This is a genomic window from Hymenobacter metallicola, assembly GCF_004745645.1.
Classification (GTDB): domain Bacteria; phylum Bacteroidota; class Bacteroidia; order Cytophagales; family Hymenobacteraceae; genus Hymenobacter; species Hymenobacter metallicola.
On sequence record NZ_SRMB01000007.1, the window covers coordinates 1 to 15,613 of the forward strand.

The 15,613-nt window shown below is 59.6% G+C and carries 11 protein-coding genes; 6 read left to right on the top strand and 5 right to left on the bottom strand.

Going from position 1 to position 15,613, the window contains the following annotated elements; all coding sequences use genetic code 11:
• The first annotated feature begins 238 nt into the window (after positions 1-238).
• From E5K02_RS23735 to E5K02_RS23745, 3 genes are all read left to right on the top strand, one after another.
• Positions 239-1,303 carry an MBL fold metallo-hydrolase gene (locus E5K02_RS23735; protein WP_135398720.1) on the top strand — a complete coding sequence of 355 codons (1,065 nt, stop codon included), beginning with the start codon at positions 239-241 and terminating at the stop codon, positions 1,301-1,303.
• A 376-nt stretch (positions 1,304-1,679) separates the two neighbouring features.
• The gene (locus tag E5K02_RS26200) at positions 1,680-3,275 is read left to right on the top strand and encodes an OmpA family protein (RefSeq protein WP_135398722.1); all 1,596 of its coding nucleotides are present in this window, start codon (positions 1,680-1,682) and stop codon (positions 3,273-3,275) included.
• 295 nt (positions 3,276-3,570) lie between these two features.
• Positions 3,571-6,033, top strand: coding sequence for an alpha/beta hydrolase family protein (locus tag E5K02_RS23745; protein WP_135398724.1), 2,463 nt, complete (start codon positions 3,571-3,573; stop codon positions 6,031-6,033).
• A 69-nt stretch (positions 6,034-6,102) separates the two neighbouring features.
• Here the strand turns inward: E5K02_RS23745 and E5K02_RS23750 are convergent, their stop codons facing one another.
• Positions 6,103-6,840: a DUF72 domain-containing protein gene (locus E5K02_RS23750; protein ID WP_135398726.1), complete on the bottom strand. Its 738-nt coding sequence runs from the start codon at positions 6,838-6,840 to the stop codon at positions 6,103-6,105.
• 130 nt (positions 6,841-6,970) lie between these two features.
• Here E5K02_RS23750 and E5K02_RS23755 point away from each other — a divergent pair, with 130 nt between their 5' ends.
• Together E5K02_RS23755 and E5K02_RS23760 are read left to right on the top strand one after the other, a co-directional pair.
• Positions 6,971-7,258, top strand: coding sequence for a YMGG-like glycine zipper-containing protein (locus tag E5K02_RS23755; RefSeq protein ID WP_135398728.1), 288 nt, complete (start codon positions 6,971-6,973; stop codon positions 7,256-7,258).
• 289 nt (positions 7,259-7,547) lie between these two features.
• Positions 7,548-8,033, top strand: coding sequence for a hypothetical protein (locus E5K02_RS23760; RefSeq protein WP_135398730.1), 486 nt, complete (start codon positions 7,548-7,550; stop codon positions 8,031-8,033).
• A 99-nt stretch (positions 8,034-8,132) separates the two neighbouring features.
• On the opposite strand, the gene E5K02_RS23765 is transcribed toward E5K02_RS23760, so the two are convergent.
• Together E5K02_RS23765 and E5K02_RS23770 are read right to left on the bottom strand one after the other, a co-directional pair.
• Complete coding sequence (locus E5K02_RS23765) at positions 8,133-9,299, bottom strand: extracellular catalytic domain type 1 short-chain-length polyhydroxyalkanoate depolymerase (protein WP_135398732.1); 1,167 nt, start codon at positions 9,297-9,299, stop codon at positions 8,133-8,135.
• Between the two features lie 93 nt (positions 9,300-9,392).
• Positions 9,393-10,127: a DUF72 domain-containing protein gene (locus E5K02_RS23770; RefSeq protein ID WP_135398734.1), complete on the bottom strand. Its 735-nt coding sequence runs from the start codon at positions 10,125-10,127 to the stop codon at positions 9,393-9,395.
• A gap of 386 nt (positions 10,128-10,513) precedes the next feature.
• Here E5K02_RS23770 and E5K02_RS23775 point away from each other — a divergent pair, with 386 nt between their 5' ends.
• Complete coding sequence (locus tag E5K02_RS23775) at positions 10,514-12,199, top strand: hypothetical protein (RefSeq protein ID WP_135398775.1); 1,686 nt, start codon at positions 10,514-10,516, stop codon at positions 12,197-12,199.
• A 98-nt stretch (positions 12,200-12,297) separates the two neighbouring features.
• On the opposite strand, the gene E5K02_RS23780 is transcribed toward E5K02_RS23775, so the two are convergent.
• Together E5K02_RS23780 and E5K02_RS23785 are read right to left on the bottom strand one after the other, a co-directional pair.
• Entirely contained in the window at positions 12,298-14,532 is a 2,235-nt protein-coding gene (locus E5K02_RS23780) for a xanthine dehydrogenase family protein molybdopterin-binding subunit (RefSeq protein WP_135398777.1), read from the bottom strand.
• Complete coding sequence (locus E5K02_RS23785; RefSeq protein WP_135398779.1) at positions 14,529-15,551, bottom strand: FAD binding domain-containing protein; 1,023 nt, start codon at positions 15,549-15,551, stop codon at positions 14,529-14,531. Before E5K02_RS23785 ends, E5K02_RS23780 begins: the two co-directional genes overlap by 4 nt.
• Positions 15,552-15,613: the final 62 nt, after the last annotated feature.

A 15,613-nucleotide genomic window follows, 5' to 3' on the forward strand; every position in this document is an offset into this window, starting at 1 on the left:
CCTGAACTGCTGCCCATGCACGTCTACTGGCCTAGTAAAGTAGTCCTACAGACCAGATTGAGTTCAAGAAACTCGTTCACCTTTCAACGTTCATTTAACTCAGGATGGTGATGAGTTTCCTGAACTCCTTGCTTTTCGGAAGTTTGGGTAAGGTCTCGTTCGTACGAGTGGAGCTTGGTCGTTTTAAAACAAAACCTAAGGGACGCAGGTACGCTACTTGCACCTTTCCTGGTTGAGCATGTCGACTTCCCGCCGCATTTTTCTCTGGACCCTTAGCGTGCTGGCCCTACTGGCCGCTGGTGGCTTTATCATTGGCTGCTCGATTTCGGCCCCGCGCTATGCAGGGCCCCGATCTGACCATTTCGATGGCAAGCAGTTTCAGAACGCGGGTGGGGTACATGCCCAGGAAGGTCTCAGGCCCATGCTGCGCTGGATGCTGCACCGCGAAAAAGGGCCGTTTCCGGAGCAGCCCGCCGCACCCTACGGTCCCAAGCCCCCGGCGCGCGTCAGCGGCGGGCAGCTGCGCGTGACCTTCGTCAACCACGGCACCTTTCTGCTACAAGTCGATGGCCTCAACATTCTGACCGACCCCATTTGGAGTGAGCGGACCAGCCCCTACCAGTGGATAGGCCCCAAACGGCTGCGCCCCCCGGGCCTTCGCTTCGAGGATTTGCCCAAAATCGACGTCGTTCTCATCAGCCACAACCACTACGACCACCTCGACGTGGGCACTCTGCGCCGCCTGGTGGCCCGCGACCAGCCCCGCATCTTTGCCGGGCTCGGCGTTGCGCAGTTTCTGACCGAGGAAAAGATACCCAATGCCACGGACCTGGAGTGGTGGCAGCAGGTGCCGCTCAGTGCCCAGGTCAAGCTCAACTGCGTTCCGGCCCAGCACTTCAGCGGCCGGGGCCTGCGCGACCGGGACGCGACGCTCTGGGCCGGCTACGTATTGCAAACCTCGGCCGGCAACCTGTATTATGCCGGCGACACTGGGTATGGGCAGTTTTTTGCCGAAATCGGGCGGCGCTTTGCTCCTATGCGCTTGGCCATCCTGCCCATTGGGGCTTACCGCCCGCAGTGGTTTATGGCTCCCATCCACATTTCGCCGGCCGAGGCCGTGCAGGCCCACCTGGATGTGCAAGCCCGGCAAAGCGTGGCCACGCACTTCGGCACTTTTCAACTTGCCGATGACGGCCTGACGGAGCCTGTCACCGATTTGCGCCGGGCTCTACAGGAAAAATCAGTGCCCGATTCAACTTTTTTGGTGCTGAAAGAAGGCGTGGGCTGGACAGCTCAACCGTAGGTCCGGCCCTTGTTCAAACAGCTTCCGGCCCCGGCTGCGGCTGGGCTCTAATTGGATAAAGCGACTAAGTAGCGAGCTATTAACACGCATGTATTAGAAGTACAATATACTTACAATCAAAATTTTACATCTTAGAAAGCACCCTCATTCCGAGCGGCAAGCTGGCCGTAAACTCCTCATTTATACGACAAAAGCTAGTCAGCCCTCCATCTAGCTCAACTGTAGCTGCGCCGGTAGTTGAGGTTGCCGTTCAGCTTTGGATAGGATACAACTTAGAACAGATAGTAGCCCAAAGAACAACCTTATCCGGCAGCCTCAGGTATATAGCGACACCACCATAGAGAGCATCTGCGCTTTCCTAACCACTGTTCTATATATGAGACTACACCTTACCTCCCCAAAAGCCTTGGTGCTGGGGTTGTCGTTGCTGGCTCTGGCGCCGCGCGACGGACACAGTCAGAACGCCGAGAAAAAAACCGGCCTCAGCCTGTACGGCTCTACCCTGCAATACCACGGTGACCATGGCTCCGAGTGGTTCAAGAACGACAAAATTGAGTTCGGCGCGGGCCTGAAACTAGGCCGCTACATCACGCCCGGCCTCGACCTGGGTCTGGACCTGAGCTACGGCGAAATGGCCTTTTCGGCCGACCCACCCAAGAACACGATTCAGCCTTTCAGCGGCTTCCGCGCCAACGTCGTGAACATCGGCATCCCGGTGACGCTGAAGCTAAACAACGGCTGGGCCTTCAAGGAAGACGCCTTCTTTGCCCCCTACCTAAGCCTGGCTCCTGGTATCTTCTTCGCCAGCACCGACCGGTTCCGCGCGACCAGCAACACCAACCCCGACAACCGCGACCTGTACGCGTTTGACATTCACGGCGCGGCTGGTATCCGCCTGAATTTCTCGTCGAGCGTATCGGCCTTCATCCAGACCGGCCAGCACTACATCCTGACCGACCAGATTGACGGCATTACGCTCAAAGGCAACATCAATGACCGCTACCTGCAGCACACGGCGGGCCTGACCTTCAACTTCGGCAAAACCATTGATACCGATGGGGACGGCGTAGGCGACAAGAAGGATAAGTGCCCCGGCACGCCCACCGGCGTAGCCGTAGACGCCAACGGCTGCCCCCTCGACGGCGACGGCGACGGTGTACCGGATTACCAAGATAAGTGCCCCACCGAAAAAGGTGTAGCTAACTTGGAAGGCTGCCCCGACCGTGACGGCGACGGTGTGCGCGACGGCGACGACGCCTGCCCCGACACCCCCGGCAAGGCCGAGCTGCGCGGCTGCCCCGATGCCGACAACGACGGTGTAATCGACTCGGCCGATAAGTGCCCCGATACTCCTGCCGGCGTGAAAGTTGACGCTACGGGTTGCCCCATTGATACCGACGGTGACGGTGTTCCGGACTACCTCGACCGCTGCCCACAACGTCCCGGCCCAGCTTCGAACAAAGGCTGCCCCGAAATGAAGGTGGAGGAGAAGAAAAAGCTCCAGGAAGCCACTAAGTACATCCAGTTCGAATTCGATAAGGCCACGCTGAAGCCGATTTCGTTCCCGACCCTGAATGGCCTGGTTGAAATCCTGAATGCTTACCCCGACTACTCGCTGGGCATCTCGGCCCACGCCGATAACAAGGGTGACGATGCCTACAACCTGCGTTTGTCGGATGCCCGCGCCGCCTCGGCCCGCACCTACATGCTCAGCAAAGGCATCCCCGCCGACCGCATCGTGTCGCATGGCTACGGCGAAACCAAGCCGATTGCCGATAACGCTACCGAAGCCGGCCGCGCCATCAACCGCCGCGTAGAGTTCGACGTGTACCTGCCCGGCGACCCGAACCCAGCGGAAACCAAGTACGGTCCGGCTCCCGAAATCCCGGCTGCGCCCGTAAAGGCAGCACCCGTGAAAAAGGCTCCGGTGAAAAAAGCCCCGGTTAAGAAAGCGGCCCCGCGCCGTAAGTAAGCTCCGGCATCTGCCTCGAGCAGATTGAGTACCTTCCTAAAAGTGGCCAGCTACGGTAGCTGGCCACTTTTTTTGTGCCTATTCGGTTTGTATCAATCAGTCGGAACGAAAAAAACGGAATTGCACTTTTCAGCCTGCTCAGCTTTTGGCTACTAATTCACCAATTGGTAAAATCCAGTTCTAAATAATGTGTAATTTTGTAGCATCGGTAAAAACTGGCCTGGTTAGCAGCTTGTCTTATCGTATCTTACCTAGCTTTTTTCAATTGCCCCCTGGAACCTCCTTCTAGTTCTCTATGAAAATATTGTACTTTTTTAGTGCCATCATGTTTTGTAGTCTGACTAGCTCGGCGCAAGACCAGATGTACCAGACGCCGCCCAAATCCATTGCGGCCCTCGCCGACGCCCCGAGCACGCCCCGCGTGAGCGTGTCGTCGAATGGGCAGTGGATGCTGCTGCTCGACAATCAGGACATGCCCAGCATTGCCGACCTCTCGCAGCCCGAACTGCGCATAGGCGGTTTGCGCATCAACCCTAAAACCAACGGCCCGAGCCGGGTGAGCTACATTTCCAAGCTCCGGCTCAAACACTTGCCCGACGGCAAGGAGCTGCTGGTGCAGGGTTTGCCGGCCAAAGCCCGCATCAGCGAAGTGACCTGGTCGCCCGATAACACCAAGGTTGCCTTCACGCACACCTCCGACCGGCACGTGGAGCTCTGGATTCTGGACGTGGCCTCGGCTTCGGCCCGCCTGATGCCCAACCTGTTTCTGAACAGCGTGTTCGGCAAGTCCTTCGAGTGGGTATCCGACAGCCAGACGCTACTGGCCCGCGCTATTGTGGGCGGCCGGGGCGAAACTCCCATTATTAGCCCCGTGCCGATGGGCCCCACGGTGCAGGAAAACAGCGGCAAGAAAGCCCCGGCCCGCACCTACCAGGATTTGCTGAAAAACCCGACCGACGAAAAGCTGTTCGAGTTTTACGCTACTTCTCAGGTGGTAAAAGTGACCGTAACGGGCCGCATGCAGCCGCTGGGCCAGCCCGGCATTGTGCAGCAGGCCTCGCCCTCGCCCAACGGCCGCTACGCCCTGATTAAAACCCGGCACCGCCCCTATTCCTATACATTGCCCTACAGCGACTTCCCGCTGCAGGTTGACATTATGAGCATGGAAGGCCTGCTGGTGAAAACCATGGCCGACCTGCCCCTGGCCGACAATGTACCCAGCAGCTTCGACGCGGTAGCCACGGGCCAGCGCAACCACGGCTGGCGCGCCGACGTGCCCTCGACCCTGTACTGGGTAGAAGCTCAGGATGGCGGCGACCCGAAGGCTACGGCTACGGTGCGTGAGAAAATCTTTACCCTGGCCGCGCCCTTCGAAACCGAACCCCAGGAACTGGCCTCTCTCCCCCTGCGCTTCCGCGACATTATTTGGGGCAATGCCAACCTGGCCCTGATTGAGGGCTACCGTTGGGCCGACCGCAAGGAAATGACCTGGACCCTGAACCCGACCACCAAAACGCAGCCCGTGGTGCTCTTCGACCGGTCGTCCCAGGATACGTACACGGCGCCCGGCACGCCCTATACCCAGCACAACCTCACGGGCAATGAGGTGTTGGCAACCGATGCCAAGGGCGAAACCCTGTATTTCATCGGCGCCGGAGCCTCACCCGAAGGCGACCGGCCTTTCGTGGATGAGCTGGACGTAGCCACCAAGAAAAGCACCCGCTGGTGGCGTTCCGAGGCCCCCTTCTACGAGGTGCCCGTCACGATTCTGGATCTGAACAAACGCCAGCTTATCACGCGGCGCGAGTCGCAGCAGGAAGCGCCCAATTATTACCTGCGGGAAGTAAAAAGCGCCAAGCTGACGCCCCTGACCAAGTTTGCCAACCCTTACGCGGCCGTGGGTAACCTGACCAAGCAAGTACTGAAGTATAAGCGGGCCGATGGCGTCGACTTGACAGCTAACCTGTACCTGCCCTACGGCTACAAGAAGGAAGACGGCCCCCTGCCTACGCTGATGGAGGCCTACCCCGTGGAGTTCAAGAACAAAGCCAATGCCGGCCAGGTAAAAGGCTCGCCGTATGCCTTTACCCGCCTAAGCTGGGGCTCGCCTATCTACTGGGTCACCCAGGGCTACGCCGTGCTGCAAGGCACCAGCATTCCGATTGTGGGCGAAGGCGCCAAAGAACCCAACGATACCTACGTAGACCAGCTGGTGGCCAGTGCCAAGGCGGCCATCGACGAAGGGGCCCGGCTGGGGGTAGTCGACCGGAAGCGGGTGGCGGTAATGGGCCACTCGTACGGGGCCTTCATGACGGCCAACCTGCTGGCCCACACCGACCTGTTTAAGGCCGGTATTGCCCGCAGCGGCGCTTACAACCGTACCCTGACGCCCTTTGGCTTCCAGGCCGAGGAGCGGACGTACTGGGAAGCGCCGGAGGTCTACACGAAAATGTCGCCCTTCACCTACGCCGATAAAATTAAGACGCCGCTGCTGCTCATTCACGGGGAAGCCGACAACAACTCGGGCACTTTCCCACTGCAGAGTGAGCGGTTTTACAACGCGCTGAAAGGCCACGGGGCCACGGTGCGCTACGTGGTGCTGCCTTTTGAGGCCCACGGCTACTCGGCCCGCGAATCGGTGATGCACACGCTGTGGGAAATGAACAGCTGGCTCGATAAGTACGTGAAGCAGCCCGCCGCCGCGGCCCCGGCCACTCCCGACCAGAGTGCGGTGGGAACCAAGACAGAAGGCAACTAACACACTTTTCCTGACCCATAAAAAAAGCCCCGATCTGCATAGGTCGGGGCTTTTTTTGTGAGGTAGAATTTATTGGCTCGGGGTAGCCCGGCAATAGTCGCGCAGTTGCAGTCCATTGCGGATAGCGGAGGTGTCAATGTCGTTGTTGAAATAAATATAGGCCTGCTTTATCACGGGTTCCTGCCGTATTCTTTCGGCCAGCTGAATCAACTCCTGCTCCGAATAGGGCGACTTATAGAGCTCCGGAATGCCGTGCAGCCGGTAGTATAGCGTGGGGGTGTTGGCAATGACAGCAGTAGGCAGGGCCGGATGGCTTTGCCCGCAGAAGCTGATGTTGCGGCGGGCCAGCTCCTGAAACACGTGCCCGTCCCACCAGCTCGGGTGCCGAAACTCGAGTACGTTGGCAAAGGCCGGATTCAGGCTTTCGACGATTTTGTGCAGGCGCTCCTCCGAATAGGCCGTGCGGGGCGGCAGCTGAAACAGCACTGGCCCCAGCTTTTCGCGCAGACCTTCGTGCATAGTCCCGTAGAAATCGGCCAGCAGCTGGGCACAGTCGTTGAACTGCTTGTAGTGGGTAATCAGCCGAGGGGCTTTGGTGGCAAAGACAAATTCCGGCGGGCTGATGTTGTACCAGTTTTCCACGAAAGAGAGCTGCGGAAACCGATAAAACGTCACGTTCAGCTCCAGCGTGTTGAAGTGCTGGCTGTAGAATTCGAACCAGCGGCGCTGGGGCAGTTTCTCGGGATAAAACGAGCCGCGCCAGTGCCGGTAGTGAAATCCCGAACAGCCAATAAACCAGGAATCCATAGGCAGGATATCGTAAGACAGATCAAGCGTTTATACGCTGAATATCTGGCGGCAGTCAACGGGTAACCTTGCACGGAGGAGCCACGTTTAAGCCCATAGTTCTATTACATCACCTTTAAATTCAAACGTCATGAAAACGTTCAAGATATATATGGTCATGTTGCTCGCCTTTTTTATGCTGAGCACTACGGTCAACACTGCCCAGGCGCAGGACGCTCCCAAGAAAGGTTGGAGCAAAAAGGCTAAAGGTGCCGCCATCGGTGGCGGGGCTGGCGTAGTAGGTGGTGCCGTGGTAGGTGGTACCAAGGGCGCCATCATTGGCGGGGTAGCCGGCGCTGCTGCCGGGGGCCTGATTGGTCGTAAGAAAGACAGAAAGAAAGACCCGGTTCGTCATGCCGAGTACACTAAAAAAGACTAAGTCCGAAGCTGCTTAACGCAAGTTTAGTGACAAGCAAGAGCCCGTAGCACCACGCTACGGGCTCTTTTTTTGTCCTTTTTTGATCCTTGTTGCAGAATTGGCCTGGGCCACGCGGCCTCTTATTCTCCCTAGGACCCCGCTTTATTTATAAAGATTTAAATATAGACTATAAAAATATCTCACGCGCGTTATATAAAAAATATTTTTCTTTTTACAAAACCTATTTTTTCAACCCGCCGTTAAAACCACCATAATTCAAATCAAACTTTGAACAATACAATAAATAGCCATGAAAAACGTTTCTTCGTTTCTGCCTTTTTTTGCCCTCTGCGCTACTGTTTCTTTCTCGAGCTGCTCGAAAGAAGCCGACGAAATCACCCCGGAGAACCTGACGGCCGAAACCGCCAGCAACTCGACTAAAGCCCGCCCCCTACCCTGCGACGACTTCGACTACCACATGGATACCAGCGGCAATGGTAATCGTTGTTGGCGGCAGGACATTGTCCGGAACGAGTACATGACCCGGACCCTGCTCAACCTCAATTACGAAGTGTACATGACGCAAACTAAATACACGATTACCCCTTCCGGCATCGAAACCTCGGTCTGGGAAGGTACAATTCCCAACAGCAACGACGTTCCCAAATCCAAAACCGTATTCAAAACCAACATTTGGAACGAGTGCGGCAAGTACTACGACTCGGAATGTGAGAAATTCGCCAACGGCAAAATGGTTCTTACCCTGGTGCACAAAGCCAGCGACAAAGGCAAGTAAACCGGTTGCCGCCTCGACTAAAAAAGCCGCTCTGTGCCTTACAGAGCGGCTTTTTCGGTTTTACTTGCGGTAGGCGAATCACCTGTTGAGGCGGAGCACTTATTGCTTTACAATGTGCTGGTACTGCACTTTGCCCTTCTGCTCTACCCCTACCAGATACAGGCCCGGCAGCCAAGCGTGAGTAGCTAGCCGCAAGCTGCCATCGGCGGCCACAGTGGTCGATACGGGCAGTAGGCGCCCCATATTGTCTCGGACACTGACCTGGGCCGCCGTTGCGGGCTGGGCCGCGCGAATAGTCAGCACATTTTCTACCGGATTAGGATAAAGCTGCAGCCGCTGACCAGAAGCCGCAGCGGCGGCGGCCAGTGGAGTACTGAGCTGGCTCAGGCGGTAGCGCCGCAGAAAGCGCCACACTTCCCGGCTGGCGTTGATGTCGCGGTTGGTGACGCCAATTGTGACGGCCGCCCCCGGCCAGGTGTGGCCCCCGTCGATGATTTTGTAGTGCTCAACCACGCTGCCGTTGCGGCCGCCGCTGTACACGTACCGCTCGGCCGTGCTGCCGTCGGTGGTGCTGGTATTGGGCACGTTGGTGACAGTAGGCGTGGGCGAGCAGCCATTAAAGCGCACCCAGTAATCGACAACGGTTGGAATGGGGGCAAACAGGATGTTGCCGTTGTAGGGGACGGTATTGTCGGCCGTGCCGTGAATTTCCATTACCGGCACCGGATGCTGGGGCGTGCAGGCGCTCAGGCGACTTTGCACAATGCTGCCCGTAACCGAGCCAATGGCGGCCACTCGGTTGCTGAGCTTGCAGGCCAGCTCATAGCTCATAAAGCCCCCGTTGCTCATGCCGGTGCTGTACACCCGGTCGGGGTCGATGGTGTAGCGGCTTTGCAGGGCAGTCAGCAGCTCGGACAGAAAGGCCACATCATCGACGCCGCCGGCGCCGGGGGCCACGAAGGTGTTCCAGAAGCGGCTGCCGGAGGCGTCAAGGGTGCCGTTGGGGTGCACGATGAGGAAATTGGCCGTATCGGCAATGGGCCGGAAGTCGCCGTAAAACTCCTGCTCCAGGTTGTTGGAACCATAGCCGTGCAGGTTAAAGAGCAGGGGCACGGCTTTGCCCGGGGAGTAGCCGGCCGGCACGTAGAGCCGATAGTCGCGCGTGATACCGCCGCTGACGATGGTGCCCGTCACGGTGCTTTGGGCCTGGCTGAAGCCGGGCAGTAGTAAGGCCAGCCCAAGGGCCGCCGGGAGTAGAGTTTTCATAGAGCAATAGTGGTAACGGGTTAAAACCAGTGCCTTAAAATGCAGCCCTGCGAAGGTACTACGCGGGAGTTGCCCACAAGGCCGATTTGGCGCTTACACAGCCTTCGTCAACTCCTGCATCTTTTTGGCGTCGCCCACGCCCACGCCGCCGATGCCGTTGTTGAAAAACAAGTAGACCTGCTCGAGCCGGGGAATGGCCGCAATTTGCTCGACAATATTCCGCAAAAACTCCCGGCTGTATTCCGACTTATACAACTCCGGCACACCGTGGAAGCGGTAATACACCATGCTGGTGGTAGCCACGGCCTCATCGGGCAGGGGCAGCGGGTGGCTTTGGCTCACGAAGGAAATCTTGTGCCGGCTCAGCTGCTGAAACACCTCCCCCTCCCACCAGCTCGGGTGCCGAAACTCCACCACGTTCTCAAACGCGGGGTCCAGCTGATCGACCAGGCGCTGAAACAACGCTTCGGTGTAGGCAGCCTTGGGCGGCAGCTGAAACAGTACCGGCCCGAGCTTGTCCTGCAGCCCCTCGCGAATAGTGGCGTAAAACTCGGCCAGAATCGGCTCGGCTTCGGCGTTGAATTTCTTGTAGTGCGTCACCTGCCGCGGCGCCTTCACGGCAAACCGGAACCCGGGCGGGCTTTGCTGGTAGAGCTTCTCGAAAAAGCTCAGCTCGGGCATGCGGTAGAAGGTCACGTTCAGCTCCAGGGTGTTGAAGTGGGTGCAGTAGTATTCAAACCACTTGCGCGGAGGCACCTCGGGCGGGTAAAACACGCCTTTCCAGTCACGGAACGAAAAGCCGGAACAGCCGATGTAGGTAGCGGGCATACGCAGAAAGCTGAGGTGAAACTGCCTTCTACGCAAGCCCGGGCCGTAGTGCTACCCAGACAGTTGTAAGGCGCTTTCTGATTGATGGTAATACATCACAGGCTCTCCGCTGACGTGGAGTAGCATTCTGTCAGCGCCCCGCCGACCGTTAGCAACCAAGTCGCCCCGTTCGGGTACCCGACAACCGAAGGGTTATTTCACCTACTATTGCCTATATTAGATATACTCCCTCGGGGGCAGGCTCCGGCTTCGTGGGAGTTGTGCCCGGTACCCGGCCCGCGCTTGGCCCCTGCGCCGAGCCGGGCAGTTTCTGACGCGGCCTGCTCAACCGCACGGCAGCCTTGTACTGCCGCTTCCGGCCCGCTATTTCCGCAACTGCTATGCCTATGAAACTTCTGCCCGCCGCGGCCTTGTGGGTGGTGTTGGGCGGCCTGCTCAGCCCAGCCTGCCGCCAAGCCACTTCCCAGGCCCCCTCCCAAGCCGAAATAAATGCCATTGGGCTAAAGCAGGGCAGCATTACCATGTGCGGGCCAGCTTCCGGCCAACAGCTGGGCACGGCCACCTTTGGCACGTCGTGCTCAGCAGCCGTGCAGCCCGATTTTAACTTGGCCCTGACGCTGCTCCACTCCTTTGAGTACGACGAGGCCGAGAAGGTTTTTGCCCGCGTTATTGCCCGGGAGCCAAGCTGCGCCATGGCCTACTGGGGGGTGGCCATGTGCAGCTACCACCCACTCTGGACCCCGCCCAGCCCGGCCGAGCTGACTAAGGGTGCCAAAGCTATTGAGCTGGCGCAGCGTCTACCGGGCAAAACGCCCCGGGAAACGGCCTACATTCAGGTCTTGCAGGCCTTCTACCAGGATTGGGAACACGTGGAGCACAAAGTCCGGGCGTTGCGGTTGGAGCAGGCCATGGCCCGCGTCCATGCCCAGTATCCCCAGGACCCGGAGGCTACCATCTTTTACGCCCTGGCCCTGGATGCCGCCGCGGACCCGACCGACAAAACCTTCGTTAAGCAGAAAAAGGCGGGGGCCCTGCTGCAAGCCCTCTACCCCGGGGAGCCCAACCACCCCGGCATTCTGCACTACCTCATCCACACCTACGACTACCCGGAACTGGCCCGCTTGGCCTTGCCGGCCACCCGCAAATATGCGTCGGTGGCACCTTCTTCGGCTCATGCCTTGCACATGCCCTCCCACATTTTCACCCGCCTGGGGCTCTGGGACGAATGCATAACCTCTAACCTAGCCGCTACGGAGTCGGCGCGGTGCTACGCGGCCAGCACGGGCCTACCCGGCCACTGGGACGAGGAGCTGCACGGCCTCGATTATCTGATGTATGCCTACCTGCAACAAGGCAAAACCGAGCTGGCCCGGGCCCAGTGGCAGTACCTGGCCACGATTCGGGAGGTGACGCCGGTGAACTTTAAGGTGGCCTACGCCTACGCCGCCATTCCGGCGCGCTACGTGCTCGAAAACCGACTTTGGCAGGAAGCGGCCCGCCTGCCCCTGCGGCCTGGCTCACTCGATTGGCAGCAATATCCCTGGCAGGCCGGTATCATTCACTTCACCCGGGCTCTGGGCCAGGCTCACCTTGGCCACCCCGATTCGGCCCGCCGGGAAGTAGAAGCACTGCGCGGGCTGCACCACGCGCTACTTGGGCAAAAAGATGCTTACAAGGCCACCCAAGTCCAGATTCAGCTGCTGGGGGCCGAAGCCTGGACTCTGCTGGCCGCAGGAGAAGCTGCCGCCGCCGAGCAGCGCATGCGCCAAGCCGCCGACCTGGAAGACCGCACTGAAAAGCACCCCGTAACGCCCAGCGAAGTGCTGCCGGCCCGGGAGCTGCTAGCCGACATGCTCCTGCAGCTCCAGCGCCCCCAGGAGGCGCTGGCCGCGTACGAGGCCAACTTACGAACGCACCCCAACCGTCGCAACGGGCTGCGGGGCGCGGCTACGGCAGCAGCGCAAAGTGGAGCCCCGGAAAAAGCCGCACGTTATGGGCAGCAGTTGCGGAAAGTGACTCTCCCCCTTACAACGGGTCGGGCCGATAAGGGGGCATGGCTTGCTTTGCCGTGAGTTCGTTTGAACCGGACTACCTGCTTGGTTGCTACTACCAACAACGCCCCGAAACCACTCAGGCTCCGGGGCGTTGTTTTAGCTACGCAAGCTACTACCTAGAGCAGCAGCTTATCAATGGAAACCGGCAGGTTGCGGATGCGCTTGCCGGTGGCGTGGAAGGCGGCGTTGGCCACGGCGGCCGCCACGCCCAGCAGGCCTACTTCGCCCAGGCCTTTGATGCCCAGCGGGTTTACCTTGTCGTCTTCCTCCTCCACGAAAATCACGTCGATGTCGTGGATGTCGGCGCTGACGGGAATGTGGTACTCGCTGTAGTTATGGTTCATGTAGCGGCCGAAGCCGTGGTCCATCACGCTTTCCTCCATCAAGGCCATGCTGATGCCCCACACCACCGAGCCCAGGACCTGGCTGCGGGCCGTTTTGGGATTCAGAATACGGCCGGCTGCCACGGCATTCACCACCCGCGTCACGTGCAGGGTGCCCAGCTCGGGGTCTACTTTCACCTCCACAAACACCGCGTTATGGGCGTGCAGGGAGTTTTTGAGCTGGTTGATGGGGTTGGGCAGCATCGTGTTTTCGGCCTCCAGCTTGTCCTTGCCGCTGGCGGGCAGAATGTCGCGGATGACGACGGCCTGGTTGATGTCGGCATTCAGGCGGATCTGGCCGTTGACAAACTCCACATCCTCGTATGCAGCGCCTTTCAGTGGGGAGCCTTCCATCTTCTGGGCCAGCTTGAGCAGCTGCTCGCCCAGCTTGTCGCACACCTGCTTCACGGCGTTGCCCACGGAAGCGGCCGTCCAGGAACCGCCCTGCAGCGGCGCCTCAGGCTGATTGGTGTCGCCGAGCTTGAAGGTCACGGCTTCCAGGGGCAAACCCAGCGTTTGGGCGGCAATCTGGGTCATGATGGTGTAGGTGCCGGTGCCGATGTCGTTGGTACCGCTGAGCACCGTCAGATGGCCGTCGGCGGTGAAGGTGGCACTGGCGGCGCACTTCTGGATGCTGGCATCCCAGACGCCGGTAGCCATGCCCCAGCCCACCAGCAGGTCGCCGTCGCGCATGGAGCGGGGCTCGGGGTTGCGCTTTTCCCAGCCAAATTTAGCCGCGCCTTCGTGGTAGCACTCGCGCAGCTTCTTGCTCGAAAACTCCCGCTTCAGGTTCTGGTCGCGCTCGGCGTAGTTGCGCAGGCGGAATTCCAGCGGGTCAATACCGGCTGCGTAGGCCATTTCGTCCATGGCGCATTCCAGGGCAAACGAGCCGGTGGCCGCGCCGGGGGCCCGCATGTCCTGGGGCGTGTACACGTCGATTTTAGCCAGCTGGTAAGTCAGCTTCACGTTGTCGCACTGGTAGAGCATGCCCGACCAGTTGACCACGTTTTCGGTGTAGTCCTCAAACTGCGAGGTTTCGTGCAGGGCGTGGTGGTGCAGGGCAGCCAGGGAGCCGTCGGGGTTGGTACCCAGCTCCACGTATTGCAGCGTGTGGGGCCGGTGGCCCATGCTGAACATCTGCTGCCGCGTCATCGACACGCGCACCGAGCGTTTGAGCTCCAGAGCGGCCAGTACGGCCATAAACAGCTGGTACTGGGGCCGCAGCCCCGAGCCGAAGCCGCCGCCGGTGTATTGCGACACGACGTGCGCCTCGTCCTTGCTGAGCCCGAACACCTTCATGACGTACTGCTGGGAGTTGAAGGCACCCTGGGTCTTGTCGTAAATATTGAGCTTTTTGTCGCCCAGAAACTCCACCGTGGAGGCAAACATCTCCATCGGGTTGTGGTGCTGGGCCAGGTGGATATACTCGCCCTCGACGCGGTGAGTGGCATTTTTCAGTTCCTTGTCGGGGTTGCCGCGGGGCTTGGGCGGGGGCACCCAGCCGGTTTTGCCTCGGCCGGGCTCGAAGCCGTCGTCGCGCTTGGTTTCCAGGTCGGTGTCGTGCTTGGTCACCTCGTACTCGATGCGCAGCAGGGCGGCGGCGTAGCGGGCTAGCTCGAAGGTTTCGGCCACCACCAGGGCCACGGGCTGCATGCTGTACTTTACTTCATTGCCCTGCAACGGCCGGAACGGCGAGCCCCCGGGGGCCACATCGTCCTTGTAGCTTCTATCAAACCAGGCCAGGGAAGGCACATTTTCGTGGGAGAAAACCTGCAGCACGCCCGGAATAGCCAGGATTTCGTCGGCGTAGATTTTCGTGATTTTACCCTTGGCAATAGAGCTGCTCACAATGTGACCGTAGGCCAGATGGGGCACGTTGAACTCGGCGGCGTACTTGGCCGCGCCCGTTACTTTGGCCGGCCCATCGACGCGGTTGACGGGCTTACCGATATAGGAGGTCGTGCTCATGGATTCGAGTTAGTAAAGATGTCGGACGCGTGCTGGGTGCCTTCGGCGGCCTGCTTGAGGGCCCGCACAATGGCGCGCTTGGCCAGCTCGATTTTAAAGGTGTTGTGTCCGTAGCCCCGGGCACTTGAAACCACGGCCGCCGCTGCCTTGCGAAACGTGTCCTCCGTAGCGGGCTGACCTTTGAGCAACTCTTCGGCCTGCTGGTCGCGCCAGGGTTTGTGGGCCACACCGCCCAGCGCCAGCCGGGCTTCCTTGATGGTGTTGCCGTCGAGCTGCAAGGCCGCCGCCACCGATACCAGAGCAAAAGCGTAGGATTGCCGGTCGCGCAGCTTGAGGTAGCTGAAGTGCTGACTGAAATCCTCGTTAGGCAGGTCGATGGCCGTCACAAGTTCGTCGGGGGCCAGGGTGTGGTCAAACTCGGGCGCGTCGCCGGGCAGGCGGTGGAAGTTCTCGAATTTCACGGTCCGCTCGCCGTTTTGGCCGCTCACGCGCACGGTGGCTTTCAGGGCGGCCAGGGCCACGCACATATCCGAGGGGTGGGTGGCAATGCACTGCTCACTGGTACCCAGAATGGCATGAATCCGGTTGTAGCCGCCGATGGCCGAGCAGCCCGAGCCCGGCTCCCGCTTGTTGCAGGGCGTGGCCGTATCGTAGAAATAGTAGCAGCGGGTGCGCTGAAACAGGTTGCCGCCGTTGGTGGCCATGTTGCGCAGCTGGGGCGAGGCCCCGGCCAGAATAGCCTGGTTTAGCAGCGGGTAGCGCTTCTGCACCTCGGGGTGCCAGGCGGTGTCGGCGTTGGTAGCCAGCGCGCCCAGGCGCAGGCCGCCGTCGGGCGCCGCTTCGATGGCTTTGAGGGGCAGATGGTTGAGGTCGAGTAGCCGGGAGGGCCGCTCAACGTTTTCCTTCATCAAATCCAGGATGTTGGTGCCCCCGGCAATGAATTTGACGGCATTGTCGGCCGCCTTTTCGCGGACGGCCGCCTCCACGCCACTGGCGCGGGTGTAGGTGAAACTGTTCATGTTGTAGAGCTCAGAGCTGAGATATTGGAACTTAGAATATGGTTAGTAGCAGAGGCTATTCG